Source organism: Grimontia celer (assembly GCF_900055185.1).
GTDB lineage: Bacteria > Pseudomonadota > Gammaproteobacteria > Enterobacterales > Vibrionaceae > Enterovibrio > Enterovibrio celer.
Genome location: NZ_FIZX01000011.1, coordinates 1 through 23778, shown reverse-complemented (window position 1 = coordinate 23778; position 23778 = coordinate 1). Strand labels below are relative to the sequence as shown.

The following is a 23778-nucleotide window of genomic DNA, read 5'->3' as shown; positions in this document are numbered from 1 at the left end:
ATAGGTCATCCGAAGGCCACCGGGTGGCATCTTGGAGACATTGATGGTCGAAAGACTTACCTGGAAAAAGCTGGCTCTTGAGCTGGCTTTTTTTTATCTACCTTGGTTTCTCATAGGCTGGTTCTTTGGCGGTCTGCCTTGGCTGTTGCTATTGGCAACGGTTTTGGTGTTGCTGTGGAACTTCTACCACCAACTCAAGCTCTCTGACTGGCTTTGGAAAGAGCGCAGCCTGACACCACCAACCGGTTCAGGAAGCTGGACGCCGTTGTTTAACGGTATCTACCGTCTACAAAAGCGTAACCGTCGTCGTCGTAAAGAGCTTGCCAATCTTATCCGCCGTTTCCGCAATGGTGCGGAATCATTACCCGATGCAGTAGTAGTGTTTGAGCACGATGGCTCGATCGTCTGGTGTAACAAGCTGGCGCAGGAGCTACTGGGCTTCCGTATGCCTGACGATGCCGGTCAATACATTGCCAACCTGATCCGTACGCCGGAGTTTATTGAGTACCTGAGCCGCGCGGAACTGGGTGAACCATTTGAAATGCGTTCGACCTTGCACGCTTCGAAAACCCTCGAATTCCGTACTATGCCTTATGCAGAAGGCGAATACCTGATGGTGGTGCGTGACATTACCCAGCTCAAGCAACTTGAAGGTATGCGCCGTAACTTCTTTGCAAACGTTTCCCATGAACTTCGCACGCCGATGACGGTGCTGCGTGGTTATTTGGAAATGTCTGAAGATCCAGAGATGCTGGTGGGGCCAATGTGGGGTAAAGCCCACGGCGTGATGACAGAGCAGTTGACCCGAATGGAAGGTTTGGTGGAACAGCTTCTGACCCTGTCGAAAATTGAGGCGAGTGTAAAGATCGCGCTGGATCAGAAAGTAGACGTGCCAGCAATGCTTGATGTGTTGGAAAAAGAAGCGCAGACACTCAGTGGCGATCAGGCGCATGACTTTGAGTTTGAAATCGATCATTCGCTCAAAGTGTTGGGCGATGAAGATCAGCTTCGCAGCGCTATTTCTAACCTGGTGTACAACGCGGTGAAACACACGCCAGCCAGCGCTAAAATCAAAGTTCGCTGGTTTAAGTCCCGCAAAGGGCCAAGACTGGAAGTGATTGATAGTGGTGAAGGTATTGCGCCTCAACATATCGATAGACTGACCGAGCGCTTTTATCGCGTCGATAAAGCGAGATCACGTGAAACGGGCGGCAGTGGTCTTGGCTTGGCCATTGTGAAGCATGCGCTGAATCATCACGAGTCGGAGCTTGAAATCAAAAGTAAGGTGGGACAGGGTAGTACGTTCTCGTTCACCCTTCCGGAGCGTCTGGCATGTTAAAACGGGCTTTGACCCTGATTGGATTCCTGTTAGTGGCGGCACCCGCTGCCGCTGACGATCACCTCCCTCTGTATCACCGTGTAGATAATATCTCGGGTAACCTGTCAACGGTCGGTTCAGACACTCTGGCTAATTTGGTCACTCAATGGGGCGTGCTTTTCAAAAAACATTACCCGAGTGTGAATGTCCAAATCCAGACGTCGGGCTCTTCTACTGCGGTTCCAGCGTTGATTGAAGCAACGGCGCAGTTTGGCACCATGAGCCGGGAAATGCGCCCACGTGAAATTGAACTGTTTGAACGAAAGTATGGCTATCCGCCAACGGCGATTAAAGTCGCGATTGATGCGATGGCGATATTTGTTCATCAAGACAACCCAATTGATGTACTGAACATGACGCAGGTTGATGCCTTGTTTTCCAAAACGCTGCGTTGTGGCTCCAACGAGCGGATTGATAAATGGGGACAGCTGGGTCTTCCGGGAAGCTGGGAAAAGCGAAATATTCAACTGTTTGGCCGCAACTCGGTGTCGGGCACTTACGGCTTTTTCAAAGATCAGGCGCTTTGCGATGGCGATTTTCGTCCGGATGTGAATGAGCAACCGGGCTCTGCGTCGGTTGTTCAGTCGGTCAGTTCATCGCTCAATGCGATTGGATATGCGGGCGTTGGATATCGCACAGCGGGGGCGAAGATGCTGCCATTGGATGTCGAGGGCGAGCAGGTTTATGCCACCGTTGATAGTGTGATTTCTGGTGTTTATCCGCTTTCGCGTTACCTGTTTGTCTATGTCAACAAAGTGCCGGATAAGCCGTTACCAAGAATGGAAGCAGAGTTCATCAAACTTATCCTTTCCCGCCAGGGGCAAGCGCTAGTCGGGGCTGAAGGATTCGTTCCACTGCCTGATGATTTGATTGGACAACAACTCAAAGCTCTGGGTTTATAAAAAACGGTGCGATGAGCACCGTTTTTCTTTGCATGCTTTCAGTGTCAACTGAGCCTAAGCACTCACGTTGAGCTTCCAACCTACCGAATCCCAGTAGGCCTGTTCAGCTTCCAGATCGGCCGCCAACAAGGTGTTCTGAATAAGCCAGTTTTCAGGGAAAGTTAGTGACCAGCAATCGTCCTTGGCGTCGAGCTTCACCTCTGGTATCGGCTCGCCGCTGCGTTGCACATTGAGAACGCAGGCGAGGCGCAAAGAACGGATGAGTGGATGAATCTGTTTAACCTTGAACAGAGTGAACTCTGGCATTTCCTCAAGCTTCAAAGCTTTACGATGAAAACGGGTCAGAGTAGCCAATACAGTTTGTTGCTCTTGGTTAAAGCCCGGTAAGTTGGTGTTTTGCAGAATGTAGGCCGAATGCTTGTGGAAGCCCGAGTGCGAGATACTCAAGCCGACTTCATGCAACAACGCTGCCCAGCTTAGCAATATGGCCAGCTCCGCTTTTTTCGTCCCCAACTTTGGTTCAGCCTGCAGGTAAAAGTGCTCAGCGGTTTGCTGAACATTATCTGCATGTCGCCTGTCGATATGGTACCGCTCAGCGAGGTCTGCGGCAGTGCGACTTCTAATATCGCTTTGTTGGAAGCGGTCTTCCATTTCATACAGAAGCCCTTCACGGAGCGCGCCGCCTGAATAAACCATCTTCTCTATGTGCAGGGCGTGAAATACGCCAGAGAGAATTGCCAGGCCTGCTGCAAACACAGGTTGTCTGTCTTCCGTTAACCCGGGCAGCTTAAGCTCGCTGGCCGATTTCACCAACAAAACTTGCTCAATCAAACTATCCAGACGTTTACGTGTGATGATGCCATCGTCATGCCCGCTGGCTATCAAAACTTCGCGAATGGCTTTGATAGTGCCAGATGAGCCTACGGCTTCTTCCCAACCACAGTCTTTGTATTGCTTTGCGATGCTTTCCAGTTTGAGCTCAGCGGCTAATTGTGCCTGAGCAAAGCGTTTGATGGAGATCTGCCCGTCTTTGAAAAAGCGTTGGTTGTAACTGACACAACCCATGTGCTTACTGTTGGTGAGTGCAGGGCTAAAACCTTTACCTATTACAAGCTCGGTACTGCCGCCACCAATGTCTACCACCAACTTGCGACCATCTCCCGGTTGGGTGTGGCTGACGCCAAGGTAAATTAACCGCGCTTCCTCCACGCCAGGAATGATCTCAATCGGGTAGGGGAAGACATTGCGAGCACGCTGCACAAAGATGTGGCTGTTTCTTGCTTCACGCAAGGTGAAAGTGGCTGCAACGCGGACGTTGGCTTCGTCGAAACCTTGAAGGCGCTCGGCAAACATGGCCAAACATTCCACACCACGATTGATGGCGGCGTTATCGAGGTTGAGGTAGTCGTCGAGTCCAGATGCAAGCCGCACACGTTGTTTGTGGCGGCTGATGATTTGAAGGCCTTGCCCGACGACGCGGGCAACGACCATATGGAAGCTGTTGGAACCTAAATCTATTGCTGCAATTTCCCTTGGCTTCTCAGCCGGGGTAGTGTCATTCATTCTTTTGTTTGCTCGCTTGCCGTTTTTCTGCACGTTCTACTTGTTTAAGGTAATCATAAATCTCGATTTGTGAACGTACTTTTTTGCGATTTCCGCGTTTCACGTAAGCGTTGGACATTTCTTTATCAATAACCCGTGCTTTTGCGCGGTCTGCAAATTGAAGCTCAAGGATATCCATTATGCGCTGTTTCAGGCGCTCATCTTTGATAGGCGCACCCACCTCGATACGGTTATCGATGTTACGGGTCATCCAATCTGCTGATGAAATATAGACATCTCGATCACCGCCATTTTCAAAGGTGAAAACGCGGGGATGTTCGAGGAATCGGTCAACAATACTGATGGCTTTGATGTTGTGGCTAAGACCTCTCACACCCGGGATAAGCGAACACATACCACGCACGATGATGCGAATTTTCACGCCTTCATTGCTCGCTTTATAGAGCAAGTCCACCAATCCTTTGTCGACCAGATTGTTGACCTTAAGAGTGATGCCCGCTTTACGGCGATTCTTGGCATGCTCGATTTCACGCTCAATCAGGCGATAAATTCGTGAGCGCGAGTTGCGTGGCGACACAATCAGGTGTGAGAACTTCACTGGCTTGTATGGGTTCTCAATAAAATTGAATACCTTACGTACTTCTGACGTGATGGATTTATCTGCGGTAAACAAGGAAAAGTCGGTATAGATGCGCGCCGTTTTTTCGTGGAAATTACCGGTACCTATGTGTGCGTATTCACGTAATCCGTCTTCTTCACGGCGGGTGATGAGGCAAAGCTTGGAGTGAATTTTGAGGCCCGGTGTACCAAAGACCACTTTTACGCCCGCATCAGTCAGCACACGTGCCCATTCGATATTAGCTTCTTCATCAAAGCGAGCTTGAAGCTCAACCACGACGGTGACGCGTTTGCCGTTGTTTGCGGCATCAATCATGGAGTTGATGATGCGGCTATTTTTCGCCACGCGGTAAATATTGATGCGAATGCTGCGAACTTTTGGGTCAAAGGAAGCCTGACGCACCAGTTCCGTCATGTGCCGGAAGGTGTGGTATGGATAGTAGAGCAACACATCTCGCTGCCGAATGGCATCAAATGCATTGGCGTTAGTGGTGAAGTCAGCCGATTCAATCGGCGGCAGTTGAGGGTTTTCCAAGTACTTCATCCCGACATTCGGGAAACCGATAAAGTCTTTGAAGTTATGGTAACGCGCCCCTGGCAGCACACTGTCGTAATCCGAAATTTTCAGCATATCTAGGATATGTTTCACCATATCCTGCGGCATGTCGCGTTGGTATACGAAACGCACTGGCAGAGCCGTTAAACGCTGGTCCAGACTGTCGGACATATTCTCTAACAGGCTGTGGTCAACCTCGTTAGTAAGGTCATATTCCGCGTCACGGGTCATTTTCATGGCATAGGCTTCGACACTGTCGTAATCAAAGAAGCCACTAAAAATCTCGTCAAGACACAAGCGGATGATGTTATCGAGCAGAATGATGGTCTTGCGGCGGCGTTTGCCTTTCGGCTCCGGCACCTTGATAAAGCGCTCTATTTCATCCGTTGGGATCTCGATAAGAGCGTAACGTGATGGTTGTCCCTCTTTTTTCATTTCGACGGCAAGGTAAGAGTACGCATCTTTAAGGAAAGAGAGCACGTCCATGTCGTCAGTGAGAATGATAGGGGTGATGTGCGGAAGCAGATTACTGACGAAATGTCTTTTCAGCCAGTTTTGCTGGTATTCCGTTAATTGTCGCTCATTAACCAGAAAGATATGGCGGCGTGCCATCTCGAGAAGAATGTCGTTATAAAGGTGGTCGAAATCCTGGTTGAGTTTGAGGACTTTATCCTGAATTTTGCTGAGGAGCTCCTTGGCTTTACTGTCGCCACCTTGCTCCTCGTTGATCAGGATACGGCGCTTTACGTCAGCAAATCGGACTTGGTAGAACTCATCCAGATTGCTGGAAAAAATACCGAGAAATCGCACACGTTCGATGATAGGAACGTTTTTGTCTGCAGCTTCCTGAAGTACCCTTTCGTTAAAAGACAGCCAACTTAACTCTTTGTCTACGTAAAGCGTATCCGCGCTCATTTTTCCCCTTTCCTTAATTAAATGTCGCTTTCGTCAAACTCCACGATCAGGTCATCTGACAGCCCTTCAAGAGCTGCACCAAGGTCATCCAGCGAGATGTTGTTGGCGATGTCGAGATCAAACTCAGCTTTAAATATCACGCCACCAAAGTTGGCAGCGCTTTCTGCATCGGTTTCCAGATTGTTGATGTTGATACCAAACTTAGCGATTTCCCTTGTCACCTCCTGAACGATGCCAGGACGATCGTTGCCTGTAACAGACAGGGTATGCGTTGTTGTATCAGTCTCTGCTTGGTGTGCAGCTTCAGCGATAAGAACGTTGAGATCAGGAATGCTATTTAGCGCATCAGTCAGCGCGTTCACATTTTCTTCTTTAATATCAATTTGAACAATACCAGCGAACTTGCCCGCAAGTTTGCTCAGGCTACTGGCCTGCCAGCTTCCGTGATGCTGGAATACGGTGTCGGAAAGTGTTTCTACCAGACCTGGGCGATCCGTGCCGATGAGGGTGATTACTAACTGCTTCATGGTCGATCCTTTGCGTCAACAGCGGAGGGGAATGGTCATTATTAAGTCGGTTTTAAAACCGTGTCTACCCCTCTCAGAAGCAGGCACTTCCGAACTGTGCCTCACATCAACGTTACTGGAGGCTAAACATGTTTTATTACACTTTTATTTCATGGGCTTAACTTGTCCAGAATTTCTGGCTGTCACATTTATGTCATCAAAAAGAAATATTATGAGCCGCTTAACCAAAAAATGAGGTACCAATGGCAAACGCCACACATGCGCTGACACAGGGAGATACCCGGCGGCGTTTCAAAGACAGACTTGCGCGCCTTTCCGTGACGGGAGGTGGCATCGCTGTTTTGTTGGCATTGCTGTTGATCTTTTTCTACCTCGCTTATGTGGTTCTTCCCCTGTTTAAAAGCCCATCTGTAGAGCTCGATGGCACCTTCGACCTTGGCTTTGAGAGCCCTGCTGTCCAACTTGGGATGGATGACAACAACCAACTTGGGTTCCGTTATTCCGAAGAGGGATACCTCTCTGTTTTCTCTCTGAGTGGAAAAGGGAAAATGGTGGTCAGAGAGCAGCTTGCGGCGTCACCAACCAGTTTCTATGCCGCTCACCCCTACGCAGGAGTGAGTGCTTACGGACTCGAAGATGGTACGGTCAGCTTCCAGCGCCTGCGCTTTTTGTCCCATTATGCCGACGGGAAAAGAACCTTCACGCCAGATATACAGCGCCTTGATACGGTAAAACTGAGCAATGGCTTGCCCGTTTCTAGCCTTTCTTTTGCTCAGCGCCAGAATGATCGCGTTATTGCAGGGATTGCGGGGGATTGGCTAAACATTGTCATTGAGCGCGATGGCGATGAAATCCTACATGCGGCGGTACCGACGAGTACGGAAGCCAGCGTACTGATCGCGCCTCGTGGGCAAAAGTTATTTGAGATGGTTGGTAATGAGCTCAATGTCTATTCGGTGTCAGATCGGAGAATCGATTTGCGCGAGTCAGTGGACATTGAACTCATAACCGGCGCGATGCCGGAATCGATGTCTTTGCTTGCGGGTGGGCATTCGCTGATGGTTCGCCTGGACGATGGCAGACTAACGCAATGGTTTGACGTGGTGAAGTCTGGTGAGCGGTCTCTGACCATGGTACGTGAGTTTGACACTAAGGATGGATATCTCGCCGTTGAGCCGCATCGTAATGTTTTCGCCAATCTGACACCGAGTGGCGCCTTAACATTGTGGCATGCACCAAGTGAAACAAGGGACAACTTTGAGTTGCCCGCTATTGCCGGTCAAATTGATACGCTTGGCTTCTCGCCACGCGCAGATCGTTTGCTGGTGGAAAAAGGCAATACACTCACACTGCTGCGTGTTGACAATCAGCATCCTGATGTCAACGTTCGTTCGCTTTGGAACCGCATTTGGTATGAAGGGTATGGCGAACCAGATTTCGTTTGGCAGTCCACCTCTGGTAGCGAATCTTTCGAGGGGAAACTCAGTGTTGTTCCCGTCGTTTTTGGTACCGTTAAAGTAGCCGCGTATGCGCTGCTTTTTGCTATTCCGTTGGCCGTTGGTGGTGCCATTTACACCGCCTATTTCATGCCATCAGGCCTACGTAAGGTGGTGAAACCAACCATCGAAATCATGGAAGCCTTACCGACCGTCATTCTGGGGTTCCTTGCTGGTTTATGGTTGGCTCCGATAGTTGAAACGCACTTACCTGCCGTGTTTTTGATTTTCGTAGCTATGCCGGTTTCCTTCCTACTGACCGCTTTTGTTTGGACTGCGTTACCACGTTCAATCCGTAAAATGCTGCCTCCGGGTGGGCACTTGTTTGTGCTGGTGCCACTCATTTTGGTGCTGGGGTATCTAGCTTTCCAACTTGGCCCTTGGGTAGAAAGTGCCTTTATGGGCGGTGACAGCCGAGTGTTTGTCACTGATGTGCTGGGAGTGAACTTCGATCAGCGCAATGCCATCGTAGTAGGTCTGGCGATGGGATTTGCTGTAATCCCAACCATCTTTACCATTGCGGAAGACGCGATTTTCTCGGTGCCCAGTCACCTGACGAATGGGTCATTGGCGCTAGGTGCGACTCATTGGCAGACGCTGACTCGTGTTGTTCTACTGACTGCAAGCCCCGGTATTTTCTCTGCGGTGATGATGGGACTTGGTCGCGCTGTGGGTGAGACCATGATTGTATTGATGGCAACAGGTAACACGCCATTAATGGAATGGAACCCATTTGAAGGGCTTCGAACCTTGTCGGCTAACATTGCGGTGGAAATGCCAGAGTCTGAAGTAGGCAGTTCCCATTATCGTGTGTTGTTCCTGACAGCCTTTATTCTGTTTTCATTTACGTTCCTGTTTAACACCGTGGCGGAATTTGTTCGCCAACAGCTACGAGAGAAATACCGTGCGTTGTAATGCTTTAGCCACTCAACAATCCTGCTTGGAGCTTGCTCATGTTTAAGCGATTAAACAGCAGCTCTCCATGGGTGTGGATGACAGGCGGCATGGTGAGTCTTTGTCTGGTGGCAGTGCTTGGTGTCATGCTTCTGATCGGCTGGAAAGGCTTGGCGTATTTCTGGCCAGCGCCTGTTTATGAATTCAGAATTGAAACGCCGCATGGTGAGGAAACTGCTTTTGGACAAATCTACGGCGTGGAGTCTATTCATTCCCGTCAATTGAAAGAAGCTGGTGTTGAGCTCAAAGACAAGCAGCTTGAAGAGCATCAGAGGCTGCTTATTAAAGTGGCGAATCGTGAGCGTGAAGCGCATGATTTCATTTCGGTGCTGGAACAAAATATTCTATCTCAGGTTGCTAATCCTGACCTCGCAGTCATTGAACGCACTAAAAATGGTGCATTCTTCGGTATTCCGAAGGGCTATTTGGATAATGGAAAGGTCACCACTTCCGCACTTAGCCACGAGTTTTTCCAACAGAAGATTATCCAAGCTGAGATGCGACGTGCTGAGATTGCATCAATCGAGCAGCGAGAAATTGAAAAAGTTAACTATCAGCTCAAAGCTTTGAAAACAGAGAGAGCGTCCTATCTGAGTGAAGGAAAAACGGTTCCTGCAAAAATACAGGATGCCATCGGCACCTTGGAGTTGCGTTACCAATCACTTGAAGAAGTGCTTTTGCAGCGTCGTGCGGATTTCTCTTTGGATAGCCTTATTGTTAAAGACCGCTATGGCGACAACGTCCGTATCGCGTTGAATGATGTGTTGGGGCTATGGTATCCCAATGACATGAGCTGGCCAGAGAAGGTCGCGCACTGGGCAGGACAGATAGCTAGCTTTGTCACTGACAACCCCCGTGAAGCCAACTCTGAAGGTGGTGTTTTTCCTGCTATCTTTGGCACCGTGTTGATGGTTCTGCTGATGTCCATCATGGTGACTCCACTTGGCGTTCTGGCTGCTGTCTACCTTCATGAATATGCAGGGAAGAATGCTTTCACGCGTATTATCCGCATTGCGGTGGTGAATCTGGCGGGCGTGCCTTCTATCGTATATGGCGTATTTGGTCTGGGCTTTTTTGTTTATTTCGTGGGCGGCAGTATCGACTCGTTGTTTTATTCGGAAACTTTGCCGAATCCGACATTCGGTACACCGGGCATCTTATGGTCTTCGCTCACCTTAGCAATCCTGACATTGCCAGTGGTGATTGTGTCAACCGAAGAGGGTCTGACACGCATTCCTACCTCAGTCCGTCATGGTTCGATGGCTTTGGGTGCAACACAGGCAGAAACCCTCTGGCGTATTGTTTTGCCAATGGCGAGCCCTGCTATTATGACGGGATTGATACTTGCAATTGCGCGGGCAGCAGGAGAAGTGGCGCCGTTGATGCTGGTGGGGGTCGTCAAGGTGGCGCCGAGCTTGCCACTGGATGGTAATTTTCCTTTTCTGCATCTAGACAGAAAGTTCATGCACCTTGGTTACCATGTTTACGATGTCGGCTTCCAAAGCCCGAATATTGAAGCGGCAAGACCACTGGTTTATGCCACATCTTTGCTGTTGGTGACTGTCATTGTCAGCCTGAACTTGGCGGCTATCACCATTCGTAACCACCTGCGTGAAAAGTACCGCGCGCTGGAACAAGAAATTTAAGCGTTAAGAGGACATCGCAACGAAATGATATCTATCAATGCGAACATTGGATTACCAGGCCCAGTCGATTTGTCATCACTTCCTGATGATCAGACGGCGCTGGTTATCCGAAATTTGAATCTGTATTACGGCAATACTCAGGCATTGTTCGATATCAATATGCGCATTCCCAAAGGCAAGGTGACGGCATTTATCGGTCCATCTGGTTGTGGTAAATCCACTTTATTGCGCTGCATCAACCGCATGAATGACTTGGTGGATGGCTGTAAGGTTGATGGTGAAATTCTCCTCCATGGCACCAATGTTTATGATGAAAAAATCGACGTACCAGCATTGCGCCGACAGGTAGGCATGGTGTTCCAGCGTCCGAACCCTTTCCCCAAATCTATCTATGAAAACGTTATCTATGGCCTGCGACTTCAAGGTGTGAAAAACGTTCGCACGTTAGACGACGCAGTTGAACGTTCGCTTCGAGCAGCAGCGTTATGGGATGAGGTGAAAGATCGCCTTCACGATAACGCGTTTGGTTTGTCTGGCGGCCAGCAACAGCGTTTGGTGATTGCCCGCGCTATCGCTATTGAACCTGAAGTCTTATTGCTTGATGAACCGACGTCGGCACTGGATCCGATTTCGACACTCACGATTGAGGAGCTAATCAACGATCTCAAGCGTCGCTACACGGTCGTTATCGTGACGCACAACATGCAGCAGGCTGCACGTGTGTCTGATCAAACTGCCTTTATCAACCTAGGTAAACTGGTAGAATACGCCGATACAGATACGCTGTTTACCACACCGAAAAACAAGCAAACTGAAGACTATATTACTGGCCGATACGGTTAGGGTCTGTTGGCCTTTGGTGATGGTTTTTGCAGCAGTTTGTGGGGCTTTATACAAGGCAGAGGCTTTGATGTGTAGCTGGCTTACATGAGAAGCCGATAACGCAGAAGAAAGTCCCCACAAACGCTGCCCTGTGGGTTCGACTTCGCGCCCCGTGCCAAAAGCGTTTTATGCTTTGTTAAGGTGTATTTGCTTAGAATCACTAGGCGGCAAACACCTCGCCGCGCCTAAAACGCTTTTTGCTAGAACAAAATTCAACCACCAAAGGTCAACAGACCCTAAGGAATTGCACGCAAATGATGGACAACCAAAATATCAGTCGCCATATTTCAGGTCAGTTTAATGCTGAACTGGAAGCTATCCGCACCCATGTGCTCGCGATGGGTGGATTGGTAGAGCGACAGCTGACTGACGCTTTGCGTGCGATGCATTATCAGGATGTAGAGCTGGCAAAACAGGTGATCCGCGAAGACCATAAGGTCAACTCAATGGAAGTTGCTATCGATGAAGCCTGCACGCGAATTATTGCAAAACGCCAACCTACAGCGGGTGATTTACGCTTGGTGATAGCTATCATCAAAACCATTACCGACCTTGAGCGTATTGGTGATGTCGCGGACAGTATTGCGAAGATGGCGCTAGATAACTTTTCCAATCATCAACAACCGTTTTTAGTGTCACTGGAAAATCTGGGCCACAAAGCTGCACGTATGCTGCATGATGTGTTGGATGCTTTTGCGCGAATGGATGTTGATGCGGCAATGAAGGTTTACCACAGCGATGACCATTTGGATAAAGAATACGAAGCGATAATACGTCAGTTGATGACCTACATGATGGAAGATCCGCGCTCTATTCCTAATGTCCTCAAAGTGATGTGGTCTGCTCGTGCGATTGAGCGAGTGGGTGACAGATGCCAGAACATCTGCGAATACATCATTTACTTTGTGAAAGGTAAAGATATCCGCCATACCAATAAAGAACAGTTGGAAAAAATGCTGAAATAGCGCTTTCGTATTGGCATCGTACAAACCAATAAAAAAACCCGCTGTTAGCGGGTTTTTTGATTCTGGCGTTTAAGCTTTTGGTTTAACGAACGGCTTCGAAAAAGCCAGAGCCCGGCTGGTAGTCACCTTTCATACCCACCAACTGACCACTGTTATCAAAAGAAAGGATCAGTTCTTTTTGCTCTGGAGCATCATGCCCAGGCTTCAGGTATTGAACAAAATACCAAGTATTCGGATAGCCAGACTCTACCAGCATAGGTGGACCAAGTAAGAACTTAACCTGCTCTTTGGTCATGCCAAATTTGAGCTCTTCGACCGCGGTTTGGTCGATGTAATTTCCCTGATTAATATCTATGCGATAAACCAGCTTGTTAACCCAAGAACAGCCTGAGAGGCTAGCCAGAACAAGGGATGCCGCAACGATGTGTTTCCAACGCATGACTTCTTACTTCATTTCCAAAATAGGGGACGATGATAAACAAGCAAGTGAGAGAAGTAAAAAACTCTTGTCTCAACTTGCTTGTTCGACCGTGCTATTAGGGAAAAGTTTCTTTCTCTTACGCGGCAATCAATAGCTCTTTGGCGTTTGCGAGTGTGTGCTCAGTAATTTCGCTACCACCCAACAGTCGCGCCAATTCCTGAACGCGGGACTGGTTATCCAGCGGGATCATGCTGGTAGTGGTTTTTCCTTTGTCGCTGGCTTTAGCCACGAACATTTGCTGATGACCACAGCCAGCAACTTGCGGCAAGTGCGTTACACACATCACTTGGGTTGATTCACCTAGCCTGCGAAGCAGTTTACCTACTATGGCAGCCGTTGGACCACTGATACCTACATCCACTTCATCGAAAATAAGGCTTGGGGTATCGACTTTCTGCGCAGTAATAACCTGAATCGCAAGAGAGATACGGGAAAGCTCACCACCGGATGCCACGCGCCCCAACGCTTGCATTGGCTGGCCTGGGTTGGTGGAAACCAAAAGCTCGATACTGTCGAAGCCCAGCGGTGACAAATGACTTTCTGGCTGGCTGTCCAGTGCAATACGGAACTTTCCGTTTTGCATGCTGAGTTCATGCATGCTGGCAGAAATCAGTTTATCCAGCTCTTTGGCGTAACGCTTACGACTCTTACTGAGTTTTTCCGCAGCTGCTAGACATGCTTGGTGCTTCAGTTCGACTTGAGCGGCAAGCTGTTCAATCTGGTTATCGCTATCATTGAGGTTTTCAAGCTCATTCACCAGAGACTGATGGGAGGTGAACAGCGCTTCAGGAGAAACCTGATGTTTACGGGAAAGACGCATTATGGTCGCCATGCGCTCATCCAGATAGCTCAGTCGCGCAGGATCCATATCCAAACTGTCCATATAGCTTGAGATCTCATGGCTGGTTTCCTGAACTTGAATACAAGCTTCGTCCAGCATCTGTGTTAGATCGTTAAAACGGCTGTCCATTGCGGCTAACTCGGCAAGTTTTTGCTGGGCAAACTGCAGCAACTGCATCGCATTGTTTTCATCATCTTCACTTAATGCCTGCAGGACGCTTTGGCTACAAATCGCAATGTCGCCACAGTTGGAGAGACGCTTATGCTCCGCTTCCAGTTCTGGATATTCAGTTTCACCTAACGCTAATTCATTGAGCTCATTAACCTGATATTCCAATAGCTGGCGTTGCGCTTCGAACGCTTCTTTGTTCTTTTCTAACTGTTTGAGCTCGTTTCGAGCAGCACGCCAGTCTTGATAGCGTTGGCGCATTGTAGCGAGCAGGTTTTGGTGACCAGCATATTGGTCGAGCAACGTCAGTTGATAATCGTTCTTCATCAAAAGCTGATGGGCGTGCTGACCATGTATGTTAATAAGGTGCTGCCCCAATGCTTTTTGCTGGGAGGCTGGAACAGGGCTGCCATTAATAAAGGCGCGCGAACGGCCTTCTTTGGTGATCACACGTCGCAGAATGCATTCATCACCATCGACCAATTCATTGTCTTCCAGCCAGCGTCTCGCGGCAGGATTGTTCTGTAATTGGAATAGCACCACGATTTCGGCTTTTTCCTCTCCGGGACGAACCATAGAGGCATCCGCGCGATCGCCCAGACACAATCCAAGAGCATCAATAGCAATGGATTTACCTGCGCCTGTTTCGCCGGTAATGGTCGTCATTCCTTGTTGGAAATCGAGTTCGAGTGCTTTAACAATGGCAAAGTTTTGGATTGTGATGTGTGCCAGCATGACCTTATACCTGTGCTTATAATCACCTGTTGTTATATACAGTATATACTGTGTTTGTATACAGTAAAGATGATCAGGTATGAATTCGAGCTGAAATTGTGAAGCGGGTTAAAAAACGAACAATGAGAGCGATGAAGATAAAAAGAGCGGCCTAAGCCACTCTTTTCATGAACAATGTTCTGAGCCTGCGTTACTAGAAGAGTTTGCTCGACCAGCCCAATTTAGTTCGCAACGTTTTGTAGTAGCTGTAATTTTTAGGATGGATAAGTTTCAACAGTGAAGGGCTTCTATAGATGTGTACTTCATCACCAGGATTAACAGGCAAAGAGACCTGACTGTCACAACTGACTTCCAAGGTGCTGCCGTTATCCGGTGAAACTACAAGCTTAATATGGCGCTTAGCGTCGACGACCAAAGGACGGCTCGACAGCGTATGCGGGAACATAGGAACGAGTGAAATCGCATCAATGCTCGGCGACAGTATAGGGCCGCCACCGGAAAGACTGTAAGCAGTCGAACCTGTTGGTGTCGAAATGATGATGCCGTCAGAACGCTGAGAAAAGGCGAAGTTGTCGTCGATATAGACTTCAAATTCGATCATGTGGGCAACTTGCCCCGGGTGAAGCACTGCTTCGTTAAGCGCCGCATTGTGACTTTTTACCTGCCCATGACGGTGCACTTCTGCTTCAAGCAGGAAGCGATGATCTTCGATGTATTCACCAGATAATACTGATATTAGAGCGTCTTCGTATTCATCGGGATCGAGATCGGTCAAAAAGCCGAGATTGCCACGGTTGACACCAATAACTGAAATATCAAAACGTGAAAGAACACGGGCTGCGCCCAGCATGTTGCCATCACCACCAATCACAATAGCCAAATCGGCTTTTGCGCCCAATGAGAGCAAATCATGGAAATCATCCGCGGGAATATCGAGGTAATTATCGAGACGATTGTCGACTAATGTGCGATAACCCTGTTGGGTCAGCCAGTGATACAGGCTTTCATGGGTTGCTACCGCTTCTGGATTTCGCGGTTTTCCTACCAAAGCTATAGTGTTAAAACGCTTTGACATCTTATTGATCCTGCACAGTTTAGTGGCTTGAGTATAAGTGATTGCCCTACACTTGTCGTGCATTGCGGCAAGAGACACCTTGAAACGTGACCATTCATCCCCATAATAAGCAAAACCGTCGAGATTGATGCCCCAATCCTTGAGATTTTTGGGGTTCAACACAGTGTATTGTGTCGGAGAGAGCATGAGCAAAGAAGAAAACAAGATCCAGGAAGAAGAATTGCAAAACGAAGCAGTGGAAGCACAGGCTGAAGAAAATGCCCTTGATGCTGAAACTGATGCAATGATTAGCCGGATCACTGAGCTTGAAGCTGCACTTGAAGCAAGTGAAGCGACAGTGAAAGAGCAACAAGACAGCGTACTGCGCGCTCGCGCAGATATTGAAAATATGCGTCGTCGTACCGAGCAGGAAATCGACAAAGCGCGTAAATTTGCTCTGGAGCGTTTCGCGAACGAACTGCTTCCTGTTATCGACAACATGGAACGCGCGGTAGAGATGGCGGATAAAGAAAATGATGCCCTCAAGCCGATGATCGAAGGCGTAGAGCTAACGCTGAAGACCATGAAAGATGCAGTGGAAAAATTCGGCCTGAAAGAGCTGAACCCACACGGCGAAGCGTTCAACCCAGAATTCCATCAGGCAATGTCTATCCAGGAAAGCGCAGATCACGAGCCAAATACCGTGATGTTCGTGATGCAGAAAGGCTATGAACTGAATGGTCGTGTTGTTCGCCCAGCCATGGTAATGGTTTCAAAAGCCGCTGCTGGTAACGTGAACGAGCAGGCATAAGACCGAATTTAAGGAAAAACCCGCTTTTTGCGGGTTTTTTTCATTTCAGGCCTTGAAAGCCAATAAGTCGCCCTTATTTAAGGTGCATCAAAAAGAAAATTTAAAAATTTTTCTTGTGCAGGGTTGAACCCTAAACCGCGACCCCCATATATGGGTTAACGCAACATAGACGTAAGACGAATTTTCGGAGAAAACCAAATGGGTAAGATCATTGGTATCGACTTGGGTACTACCAACTCATGTGTAGCAGTACTGGACGGTGACAAGCCACGCGTAATCGAAAACGCAGAGGGCGATCGCACAACGCCATCAATCATCGCGTACACCCAGGACGGTGAAACTCTGGTAGGTCAGCCAGCAAAACGCCAGGCAGTGACCAACCCAGAAAACACGCTGTTTGCAATCAAACGACTGATCGGTCGTCGCTTCGAAGACGAAGAAGTTCAGCGTGATATTGAAATCATGCCTTATAAAATCGTTAAGGCTGACAACGGCGATGCATGGGTAGAAGCTAAAGGCCAGAAAATGGCAGCTCCTCAGGTCTCAGCTGAAGTTCTGAAGAAAATGAAGAAAACTGCAGAAGATTTCCTCGGTGAGGAAGTCACTGGCGCAGTTATCACAGTACCTGCGTACTTCAACGACGCACAACGCCAAGCGACTAAAGACGCTGGCCGCATCGCGGGTCTGGAAGTTAAACGTATCATCAACGAACCAACTGCTGCTGCGCTGGCTTACGGCCTGGACAAGCAAGGTGGTGACCGCACTATCGCAGTTTACGACCTGGGTGGTGGTACTTTCGATATCTCTATCATCGAGATTGACGAAGTTGATGGCGAGAAGACGTTCGAAGTACTGGCAACCAATGGTGACACCCACTTGGGTGGTGAAGACTTCGACAACCGCATGATCAACTACTTGGTTGACGAGTTCAAAAAAGACCAAGGCATCGACCTGCGTAAAGATCCACTGGCAATGCAGCGTCTGAAAGAAGCAGCTGAGAAAGCAAAGATTGAACTGTCTTCTGCGCAGCAAACTGACGTAAACCTGCCATACATCACTGCAGATGCGACAGGTCCTAAGCACATGAACGTTAAAGTGACCCGTGCGAAACTGGAATCACTCGTAGAAGATCTGGTTCAACGTTCACTGGAACCACTGAAAGTAGCACTGGCTGACGCAGACCTGTCTGTTAACGACATTAACGACGTAATCTTGGTTGGTGGTCAGACTCGTATGCCAATGGTTCAAGCGAAAGTTGCTGAATTCTTTGGTAAAGAAGCACGTAAAGACGTGAACCCTGATGAAGCAGTTGCAGTAGGTGCAGCGGTTCAGGGCGGTGTACTGGCAGGTGACGTGAAGGACGTTCTGCTGCTGGACGTAACGCCACTGTCTCTGGGTATCGAAACCATGGGCGGCGTGATGACTAAGCTCATCGAGAAGAACACCACCATCCCTACTAAGGCGAACCAAGTGTTCTCTACTGCTGAAGACAACCAAAGTGCAGTAACGATTCACGTACTGCAAGGTGAGCGTAAGCAGGCGACGTACAACAAGTCTCTGGGTCAGTTCAACCTGGAAGGCATCAACGCAGCACCACGTGGCATGCCACAAATCGAAGTAATCTTCGACCTGGATGCTGACGGTATCCTGCACGTGTCTGCAAAAGACAAGAGCACAGGTAAAGAGCAGAAGATCACTATCCAGGCATCTGGCGGTCTGAGCGACGACGAAATCGATAAAATGGTTCAGGAAGCGGAAGCGAACAAAGAAGCCGACAAGAAGTTCGAAGAACTGGCGACTGCGCGCAACCAAGCTGACCAAATGGTTCACGGCACTCGCAAGCAAATCGAAGAAGCGGGCGACGCACTGCCAGCTGACGAGAAAGAGAAGATCGAAGCGGCAATCAGCGAGCTGGAAGAAGCACGTAAAGGCGAAGATAAAGAAGCTATCGACGCAAAAGTGCAGGCACTGATTGCAGCATCTCAGAAGCTGATGGAAGTGGCTCAGCAGCAAGCACAAGCTTCGCAAGCTCAAGACGCCGGTGCAGAGCAAACTAAGCAAGACGACGATGTTGTTGATGCTGAGTTTGAAGAAGTAAAAGACGACAAAAAATAAGACCGGGCAACATCTTGAAACAGGTTTTGTGACTGAAAAGCGGCAAAACCTGAATCGAAAGATTTAACCGTTTTATTTCGCACGGGCGCAGGAGGATTTTCTCCTTCGCCCGTAGTTGTATGATACGGGGCTAACTTTTTTGCCCGGTATAGAAGCAGGTGACAAGCAAAACATGTCAAATCGTGATTTTTATGAAGTGCTTGGCGTAAGCCGCGACGCCAGTGAGCGTGACATCAAAAAGGCGTACAAGCGTCTTGCGATGAAGTATCACCCGGACAAAAACCCAGGTGATGAAACGGCAGCCGAGAAATTTAAAGAAGTGAAGCTGGCGTACGAAATCCTCACAGACGATCAAAAACGCGCAGCTTATGACCAATACGGCCATGCAGCCTTTGAACAAGGTGGAATGGGCGGTGGTGGCGGCTTCGGTGGCGGCGCAGACTTCAGCGATATCTTTGGTGACGTGTTTGGCGACATCTTTGGTGGTGGTCGTCGTGGCGGTCATTCACGTGCCCAGCGTGGTGCAGACCTTCGCTACAACATGGAGCTTTCTCTGGAAGAAGCAGTCCGTGGTGTGACCAAAGAGATTGATGTTCCAACTTACGTAAGCTGTGATCCGTGTGGTGGCAGTGGTGCTAAACCAGGTTCATCTCCACAAACATGTGGAACCTGTCATGGTGCCGGTCAGGTACAAATGCGTCAGGGTTTCTTTGCGGTACAGCAAACCTGTCCAACCTGTCATGGTCGCGGCAAGATTATCAAAGACCCTTGTGACAGCTGCCATGGCCAGGGCCGTGTTCAGAAAACCAAGACCCTCAGCGTTAAAATCCCAGCAGGTGTAGACACAGGCGACCGTATCCGTCTGACAGGTGAAGGCGAAGCCGGTGAATTTGGTGCGCCAGCAGGCGATCTTTACGTACAGGTACATGTACGTGACCACCACATCTTCACCCGTGATGGCAACAACTTGTACTGTGAAGTGCCAGTTAGCTTTACGATGGCAGCATTGGGCGGTGAAGTAGAAGTGCCAACGCTGGACGGTCGTGTAAGCCTAAAAGTACCAACTGAAACCCAAACTGGCCGCATGTTCCGAATGCGCGGTAAAGGTGTACAGTCAGTGCGTGGCGGTGGCCTAGGCGACCTGATCTGTAAACTGGTAGTAGAAACTCCAGTTAACCTCAGCAGCAAACAGAAAGAGCTGCTGCGCGAATTCGAAGAATCTCTGGGGGGCAGTGCCGCGAAAAAGCACAAGCCTAAATCAGAAGGCTTCTTCGATGGCGTGAAGAAATTCTTTGACGATCTGACCAGCTAACAGTCAGTCAGAGAAAAACGAAAAACCGGCGAATCCGCCGGTTTTTTTATGTCCAGCAATCACCGTTGTTAGCTATGGTACTTCCATCTTTTTTGAAGTTGTACTGCTCTGAAGCGGCATTGATAACCATGGTGTGGCAGTCAGTATCTTTGTCTTGTCTTGAAGTCGTCTTTGGAGTGGCTTTGATTTTATACACATCACTACCTGAGCCGCCTGTGGTGATAGAAAAATTGTATTCATCTGAGACTTGGCACTTTGTACAAACAAGGGTTGTATCAGTTGGGTAGCTACCTGTTGCGGTAAATGTTTGCTCCGCATGTGTCTGTAATTGGTACAAATCCACTTGGACTCGGCTACGTTCTGATTTGATTAGGTATTCCCCTACCGCTGGTACAGCAATCGTTGCAATGGCACCGATAATCGCAATTGCTATCAAGATTTCGAGCAACGTCATACCTAAATGTAATGTCTTAGTTCTCAGCGTCATTTTTTGGTTCGCTATACGTAAAATTCGTTTTAATTCCAGAGACCTACGGTATCGCCGTTGATAGTATGGAAACAAGGTACAGCAGACGCTAAAGGAATTTGTTGTGAGATATTGGAATCTACAGCGCGGATTTAGCTTAATTGAAATGATAACGACGGTGTCTGTATTGGCAGTCGTCACAGCGGTAGCTGTGCCAACCTATGTGTCTTCTCATAAAGCGGCTGTTGTAGAAAATAAGGCATCCCAATTACTTTCGGTCCTGGAAGTTGGACAATCGGAATCCCTGCGACGCCATCGCAATATCTATGTGCATTATGTGCCTTCAAGTGAAACGGATAACGGCTGTATTGGGCTCAGTGAAAAATCCGAAGTTGCAAACTTCAGCTGTTCTGATAGTGAAGGTCTGCAGAAGGTCATTTTGGAGAAAGGGGCGATGGTTAATGTTCAAGAGCCTGCACTCACAGATCCAGCAAAACTTTTCTATTTCTCTCCTATATCCGGCATGCCTTCAAATGACAAAACGGTGAAGCTAGCGCATGGAGAAGAAACAGGCAAAGAATCAGGGATTATGATCCGTAGGTATGTTGGGTTGAAAGGGTGTAGCAATACCGCTGTGACCGGTTGGGAATCGTGTCCATCATGAGACGTGCCCGCGGTTATACACTGGTAGAAATGATGGTGGGAATGACCGTCAGCTTAATTGTCATCGCATCATCTTTGGCGCTTTTTACCATTAATACCGAATTTGGGACCAAGCAACTTCAAAACGATTTTCTTAGAACCCAATTAAACATCATCGCAGACACGATGAAAAATGAGATAGCACGTGCAGGGTTTTGCTATGACTGTACTTCTGTAAATCCTTTCCGAGCAGAGGGAAAGCTAGGGGATTTCTCATCAATTCTCATCAGTGATGGTGCAACTGAGACAGAAGGTAGTTGCATTCGCTTTCTATATAACCACGATAAACGAGCTGGTGCTTCTACTTATGGTAAAGATGATGCAAAAGGATATCGTAAAGGTACAGATGCAAATGGGGATAATGTTATTGAAATTTATGAAAATTGGAGAGGGTTGGGAAATTGGAGTTGTGACAGCTCCCATTGGAAAGATATGACGTTTGATCGCCTATCCATAGAATCTCTAAGTTTCAAGCGTTCTCTCCTGCAAAGTGTTGGCTCCACCAATAAAGCCCAAACAGTTGAAGTCACTATTACAGCGTCACTGAAAAGTGACAGTTCAATCTCAGACACTGTGAATTTCACGGTGACAGTCCCTAATGTGGATGGCTAACAAGCATGAACAGTCAAAAAGGAATGGCAACCCTCGCTGTAGTCAGCGGCATTTTGCTCATTGTTGCTTTGTTCGCGGTTTCGGTTGCGAACTCCGGGCTGGCCGACGTTAAGAAGACGCAAAACCAGATTTTGGATGCAAAGCAGAGAGCTAGTGCAAAAGCAGGGTTGGACTGTGCGATTGCGGTGTTTGAGCAAAATGAATTAAATCCTAATGATGCAGATTTTTCAGACTCAGAATTTGATGAATGCGAAGGCTCTAGTGGCAGTTTAATTACTGTTATTGGTTCTGAAAGTCCTTGGCTACTTTCTTCTTCAGTAGGCTATGCATCTTCCAAAATTGTCATACAGGCTGGAGGTGCAACAGCTGCGGCGTTTAAGACATCAGGTAGCTTGGTTGTAGAGGGAGGTAACGATTGGGCTCCGGCGAAAGGTAACAAGATTGGAGCAGTTGGTGGTGTAGATACTTACGAGTGCATTGCAATTATTGCCGGTGGTGATGTGACAATAGATGTAGGTGCGGCAAAGTTCACTTCTGATTTGCAGGGCGAAAAAGAAAAGTGTGGTGACTCGTTTAGTACATACATCCCCGAAAACTCGAACCCAATAACAAATAACTTTGAGTTGGACATTTTACATGGTCAGGAGAACATCAATGTATTCGAAGAGTTTTTTGATGTCCCAAGAGCTGAATGGGAAAATGTTAAAAAAACGTTCGATAAAGTATTGGTGACCGGGTCTGCACAGACGGACAAAGACAAAGTTTCAGAATGTGGTGCGGATATTAAAACATTATTGGAAAGCAACGATGCCAATTCTGTTTGGGTTGAAGGAGACTGTTACCTTCAAGGATTGTCTGGTGGCGGAGATGCTAACAAACCGGCACTAATTGTTGTCAAAAACGGTGTTGTTGGTGCAAAAACAGCATTCACGTTTAATGGATCAATTTTGCAGTTTTCGATTGGTCATAGTGAATCCAATGTTGCGCACTCTTGGGGGGCGTATAAAAAGACTGACGGAACCAACCATATTATGTGTAATGACGGCGCAATGAAGTCTTTGTGTGATGAGTTAAAACATCTCTATGAGGATGACGCTTCTAAATGGGGAAAACTACCTTTTTACTTTCATGGTTCTTTTGAAAGTGCTGGTCAGTATCTTTTAGATGTACCAGATTCAGTATCTCGTGTCAGAGGTTCTTTTAAACCCAAGTATAATGGGGACTCGGAAAACCCAAGCTCAGGGGGGGCGCCTAAGCTTGTTAAAGGAAGTATCCATGACTTCTGATAAAGGCTTTTCTCTTGTCGAGACGCTTATCGCTATATTGGTTGTCGTTTTGTCAGGTGTTGGAACGTTAAAGCTATATAGCTACCTCGAAGTTGAAAAGGCAAACGCACTTATGTTTGTGGAAGCGAAACAATTACTAGAGAATCAGATTGCATTGATTCATACGGTCAACACAATTGACGGTGCTTGCAAAGATAAGACCTTTGAAGATATCCAATCTTGTCATTTAGGTGATACTGCACCTTTTGTCGTTGAAGTAACTCAGGCAACACCTATTGAGTACGAAAATGAGTCTGGCGAGGAGGTTCCGTTCGCAGTAGTTTTAGAGTACCAAGCAACGTGGATTGATAGAAATGGTATAGAGCAAAACCTAATCCTTCCTGTTTCTGTGTCTAAATTCACCAATCTGCTGGATTAGTGAACGGTTAGCCGGTTTTTGTGACTTTTTTCGCAAAAATCGCTTGCCAGAATTCGAGACCTCCCTATAATGCGCCCCATCGACACGGCAAGCGGCTCCCAACAAGGAAATGCCTACCAAGTCGAAACGCGAAAACCTCATCATCAAAGCATTGAAAAGTGCGGTGAAGAGGTGAGTCAACAAGGTGTTTTGAGGGTTGCGAAAGCAACGTTGAAAAATCTCAAAATTTCTTCTTGACTTCATCGCCTGGCAGCGTAAAATTCGCAGCCCTGACGGTGAGAAGCGACGCTTCTTCAAGTCAACGTTCTTTAACAATTTGACCTATGCAATCTGTGTGGGCACTCGTGATTGATAGACAAAAGATTTATCGATGTT

20 protein-coding genes are annotated in these 23778 nt (G+C 48.0%); 13 read left to right on the top strand and 7 right to left on the bottom strand.

Annotated elements, in window-relative coordinates; translation table 11 throughout:
• Window positions 1–43: 43 nt before the first annotated feature.
• Both phoR and GCE9029_RS24730 read left to right on the top strand, forming a co-directional pair.
• On the top strand, window positions 44–1339 hold the full coding sequence (phoR, locus tag GCE9029_RS24735; protein WP_002535665.1) for a phosphate regulon sensor histidine kinase PhoR: 1296 nt from the start codon (window positions 44–46) through the stop codon (window positions 1337–1339).
• Window positions 1333–2280, top strand: a complete 948-nt coding sequence (locus GCE9029_RS24730; protein ID WP_062667906.1) for a PstS family phosphate ABC transporter substrate-binding protein — start codon at window positions 1333–1335, stop codon at window positions 2278–2280. The genes phoR and GCE9029_RS24730 overlap by 7 nt, the downstream gene beginning before the upstream one ends.
• 54 nt (window positions 2281–2334) lie before the next feature.
• On the opposite strand, the gene ppx is transcribed toward GCE9029_RS24730, so the two are convergent.
• From ppx to GCE9029_RS24715, 3 genes are read right to left on the bottom strand one after another with little or no spacing between them, the layout of a single operon-like run.
• Window positions 2335–3843 carry an exopolyphosphatase gene (gene ppx, locus GCE9029_RS24725; RefSeq protein WP_062667904.1) on the bottom strand — a complete coding sequence of 503 codons (1509 nt, stop codon included), beginning with the start codon at window positions 3841–3843 and terminating at the stop codon, window positions 2335–2337.
• Window positions 3836–5932, bottom strand: a complete 2097-nt coding sequence (gene ppk1, locus GCE9029_RS24720; protein ID WP_062667902.1) for a polyphosphate kinase 1 — start codon at window positions 5930–5932, stop codon at window positions 3836–3838. The genes ppx and ppk1 overlap by 8 nt, the downstream gene beginning before the upstream one ends.
• Before the next feature lie 17 nt (window positions 5933–5949).
• Window positions 5950–6459: a glycine cleavage system transcriptional repressor gene (locus GCE9029_RS24715; RefSeq protein ID WP_062667899.1), complete on the bottom strand. Its 510-nt coding sequence runs from the start codon at window positions 6457–6459 to the stop codon at window positions 5950–5952.
• 242 nt (window positions 6460–6701) lie between these two features.
• On the opposite strand from GCE9029_RS24715, the gene GCE9029_RS24710 reads away from it, so the two are divergent.
• The 4 genes from GCE9029_RS24710 (at window position 6702) to phoU (ending at window position 12402) form a co-directional block, all read left to right on the top strand.
• Window positions 6702–8870, top strand: a complete 2169-nt coding sequence (locus GCE9029_RS24710) for an ABC transporter permease subunit (protein ID WP_062667897.1) — start codon at window positions 6702–6704, stop codon at window positions 8868–8870.
• A gap of 38 nt (window positions 8871–8908) precedes the next feature.
• A complete protein-coding gene (gene pstA, locus GCE9029_RS24705) occupies window positions 8909–10555 on the top strand; it encodes a phosphate ABC transporter permease PstA (protein WP_062667895.1) in 1647 nt (548 codons plus the stop codon).
• A gap of 24 nt (window positions 10556–10579) precedes the next feature.
• Entirely contained in the window at window positions 10580–11398 is an 819-nt protein-coding gene (gene pstB / locus GCE9029_RS24700) for a phosphate ABC transporter ATP-binding protein PstB (protein ID WP_062667893.1), read from the top strand.
• 296 nt (window positions 11399–11694) lie between these two features.
• The gene (gene phoU, locus GCE9029_RS24695) at window positions 11695–12402 is read left to right on the top strand and encodes a phosphate signaling complex protein PhoU (RefSeq protein WP_039849517.1); all 708 of its coding nucleotides are present in this window, start codon (window positions 11695–11697) and stop codon (window positions 12400–12402) included.
• Between the two features lie 82 nt (window positions 12403–12484).
• Here the strand turns inward: phoU and bamE are convergent, their stop codons facing one another.
• From bamE to nadK, 3 genes are all read right to left on the bottom strand, one after another.
• Window positions 12485–12841 carry an outer membrane protein assembly factor BamE gene (gene bamE, locus GCE9029_RS24690; protein WP_062667892.1) on the bottom strand — a complete coding sequence of 119 codons (357 nt, stop codon included), beginning with the start codon at window positions 12839–12841 and terminating at the stop codon, window positions 12485–12487.
• 118 nt (window positions 12842–12959) lie between these two features.
• Window positions 12960–14627: a DNA repair protein RecN gene (recN, locus tag GCE9029_RS24685; protein ID WP_062667890.1), complete on the bottom strand. Its 1668-nt coding sequence runs from the start codon at window positions 14625–14627 to the stop codon at window positions 12960–12962.
• A 193-nt stretch (window positions 14628–14820) separates the two neighbouring features.
• A complete protein-coding gene (gene nadK, locus GCE9029_RS24680) occupies window positions 14821–15702 on the bottom strand; it encodes an NAD(+) kinase (RefSeq protein WP_062667888.1) in 882 nt (293 codons plus the stop codon).
• Between the two features lie 184 nt (window positions 15703–15886).
• Here nadK and grpE point away from each other — a divergent pair, with 184 nt between their 5' ends.
• From grpE to dnaJ, 3 genes are all read left to right on the top strand, one after another.
• Window positions 15887–16492 carry a nucleotide exchange factor GrpE gene (gene grpE, locus GCE9029_RS24675; RefSeq protein WP_062667886.1) on the top strand — a complete coding sequence of 202 codons (606 nt, stop codon included), beginning with the start codon at window positions 15887–15889 and terminating at the stop codon, window positions 16490–16492.
• Window positions 16493–16690: 198 nt separating this feature from the next.
• Window positions 16691–18607 (top strand): molecular chaperone DnaK, encoded by a 1917-nt coding sequence (dnaK, locus tag GCE9029_RS24670; protein ID WP_062667885.1) that lies wholly within the window; start codon window positions 16691–16693, stop codon window positions 18605–18607.
• A gap of 172 nt (window positions 18608–18779) precedes the next feature.
• Complete coding sequence (gene dnaJ, locus GCE9029_RS24665; protein WP_062667930.1) at window positions 18780–19919, top strand: molecular chaperone DnaJ; 1140 nt, start codon at window positions 18780–18782, stop codon at window positions 19917–19919.
• A gap of 46 nt (window positions 19920–19965) precedes the next feature.
• Here dnaJ and GCE9029_RS24660 read toward each other — a convergent pair whose 3' ends face one another.
• Window positions 19966–20406, bottom strand: coding sequence for a type IV pilin protein (locus GCE9029_RS24660; protein ID WP_062667882.1), 441 nt, complete (start codon window positions 20404–20406; stop codon window positions 19966–19968).
• A 103-nt stretch (window positions 20407–20509) separates the two neighbouring features.
• Here GCE9029_RS24660 and GCE9029_RS24655 point away from each other — a divergent pair, with 103 nt between their 5' ends.
• Genes GCE9029_RS24655 through GCE9029_RS24640 form a run of 4 tightly spaced genes read left to right on the top strand, consistent with a single transcriptional unit; the run spans window position 20510 to window position 23403 of the window.
• The gene (locus tag GCE9029_RS24655; protein WP_231870197.1) at window positions 20510–21049 is read left to right on the top strand and encodes a pilus assembly FimT family protein; all 540 of its coding nucleotides are present in this window, start codon (window positions 20510–20512) and stop codon (window positions 21047–21049) included.
• A complete protein-coding gene (locus tag GCE9029_RS24650; RefSeq protein ID WP_062667878.1) occupies window positions 21046–21699 on the top strand; it encodes a prepilin-type N-terminal cleavage/methylation domain-containing protein in 654 nt (217 codons plus the stop codon). The genes GCE9029_RS24655 and GCE9029_RS24650 overlap by 4 nt, the downstream gene beginning before the upstream one ends.
• A 5-nt stretch (window positions 21700–21704) precedes the next feature.
• The gene (locus GCE9029_RS24645) at window positions 21705–22985 is read left to right on the top strand and encodes a hypothetical protein (protein ID WP_062667876.1); all 1281 of its coding nucleotides are present in this window, start codon (window positions 21705–21707) and stop codon (window positions 22983–22985) included.
• Window positions 22975–23403 (top strand): type IV pilus modification PilV family protein, encoded by a 429-nt coding sequence (locus tag GCE9029_RS24640; protein ID WP_062667874.1) that lies wholly within the window; start codon window positions 22975–22977, stop codon window positions 23401–23403. Before GCE9029_RS24645 ends, GCE9029_RS24640 begins: the two co-directional genes overlap by 11 nt.
• The last annotated feature ends 375 nt before the right edge of the window (window positions 23404–23778 follow it).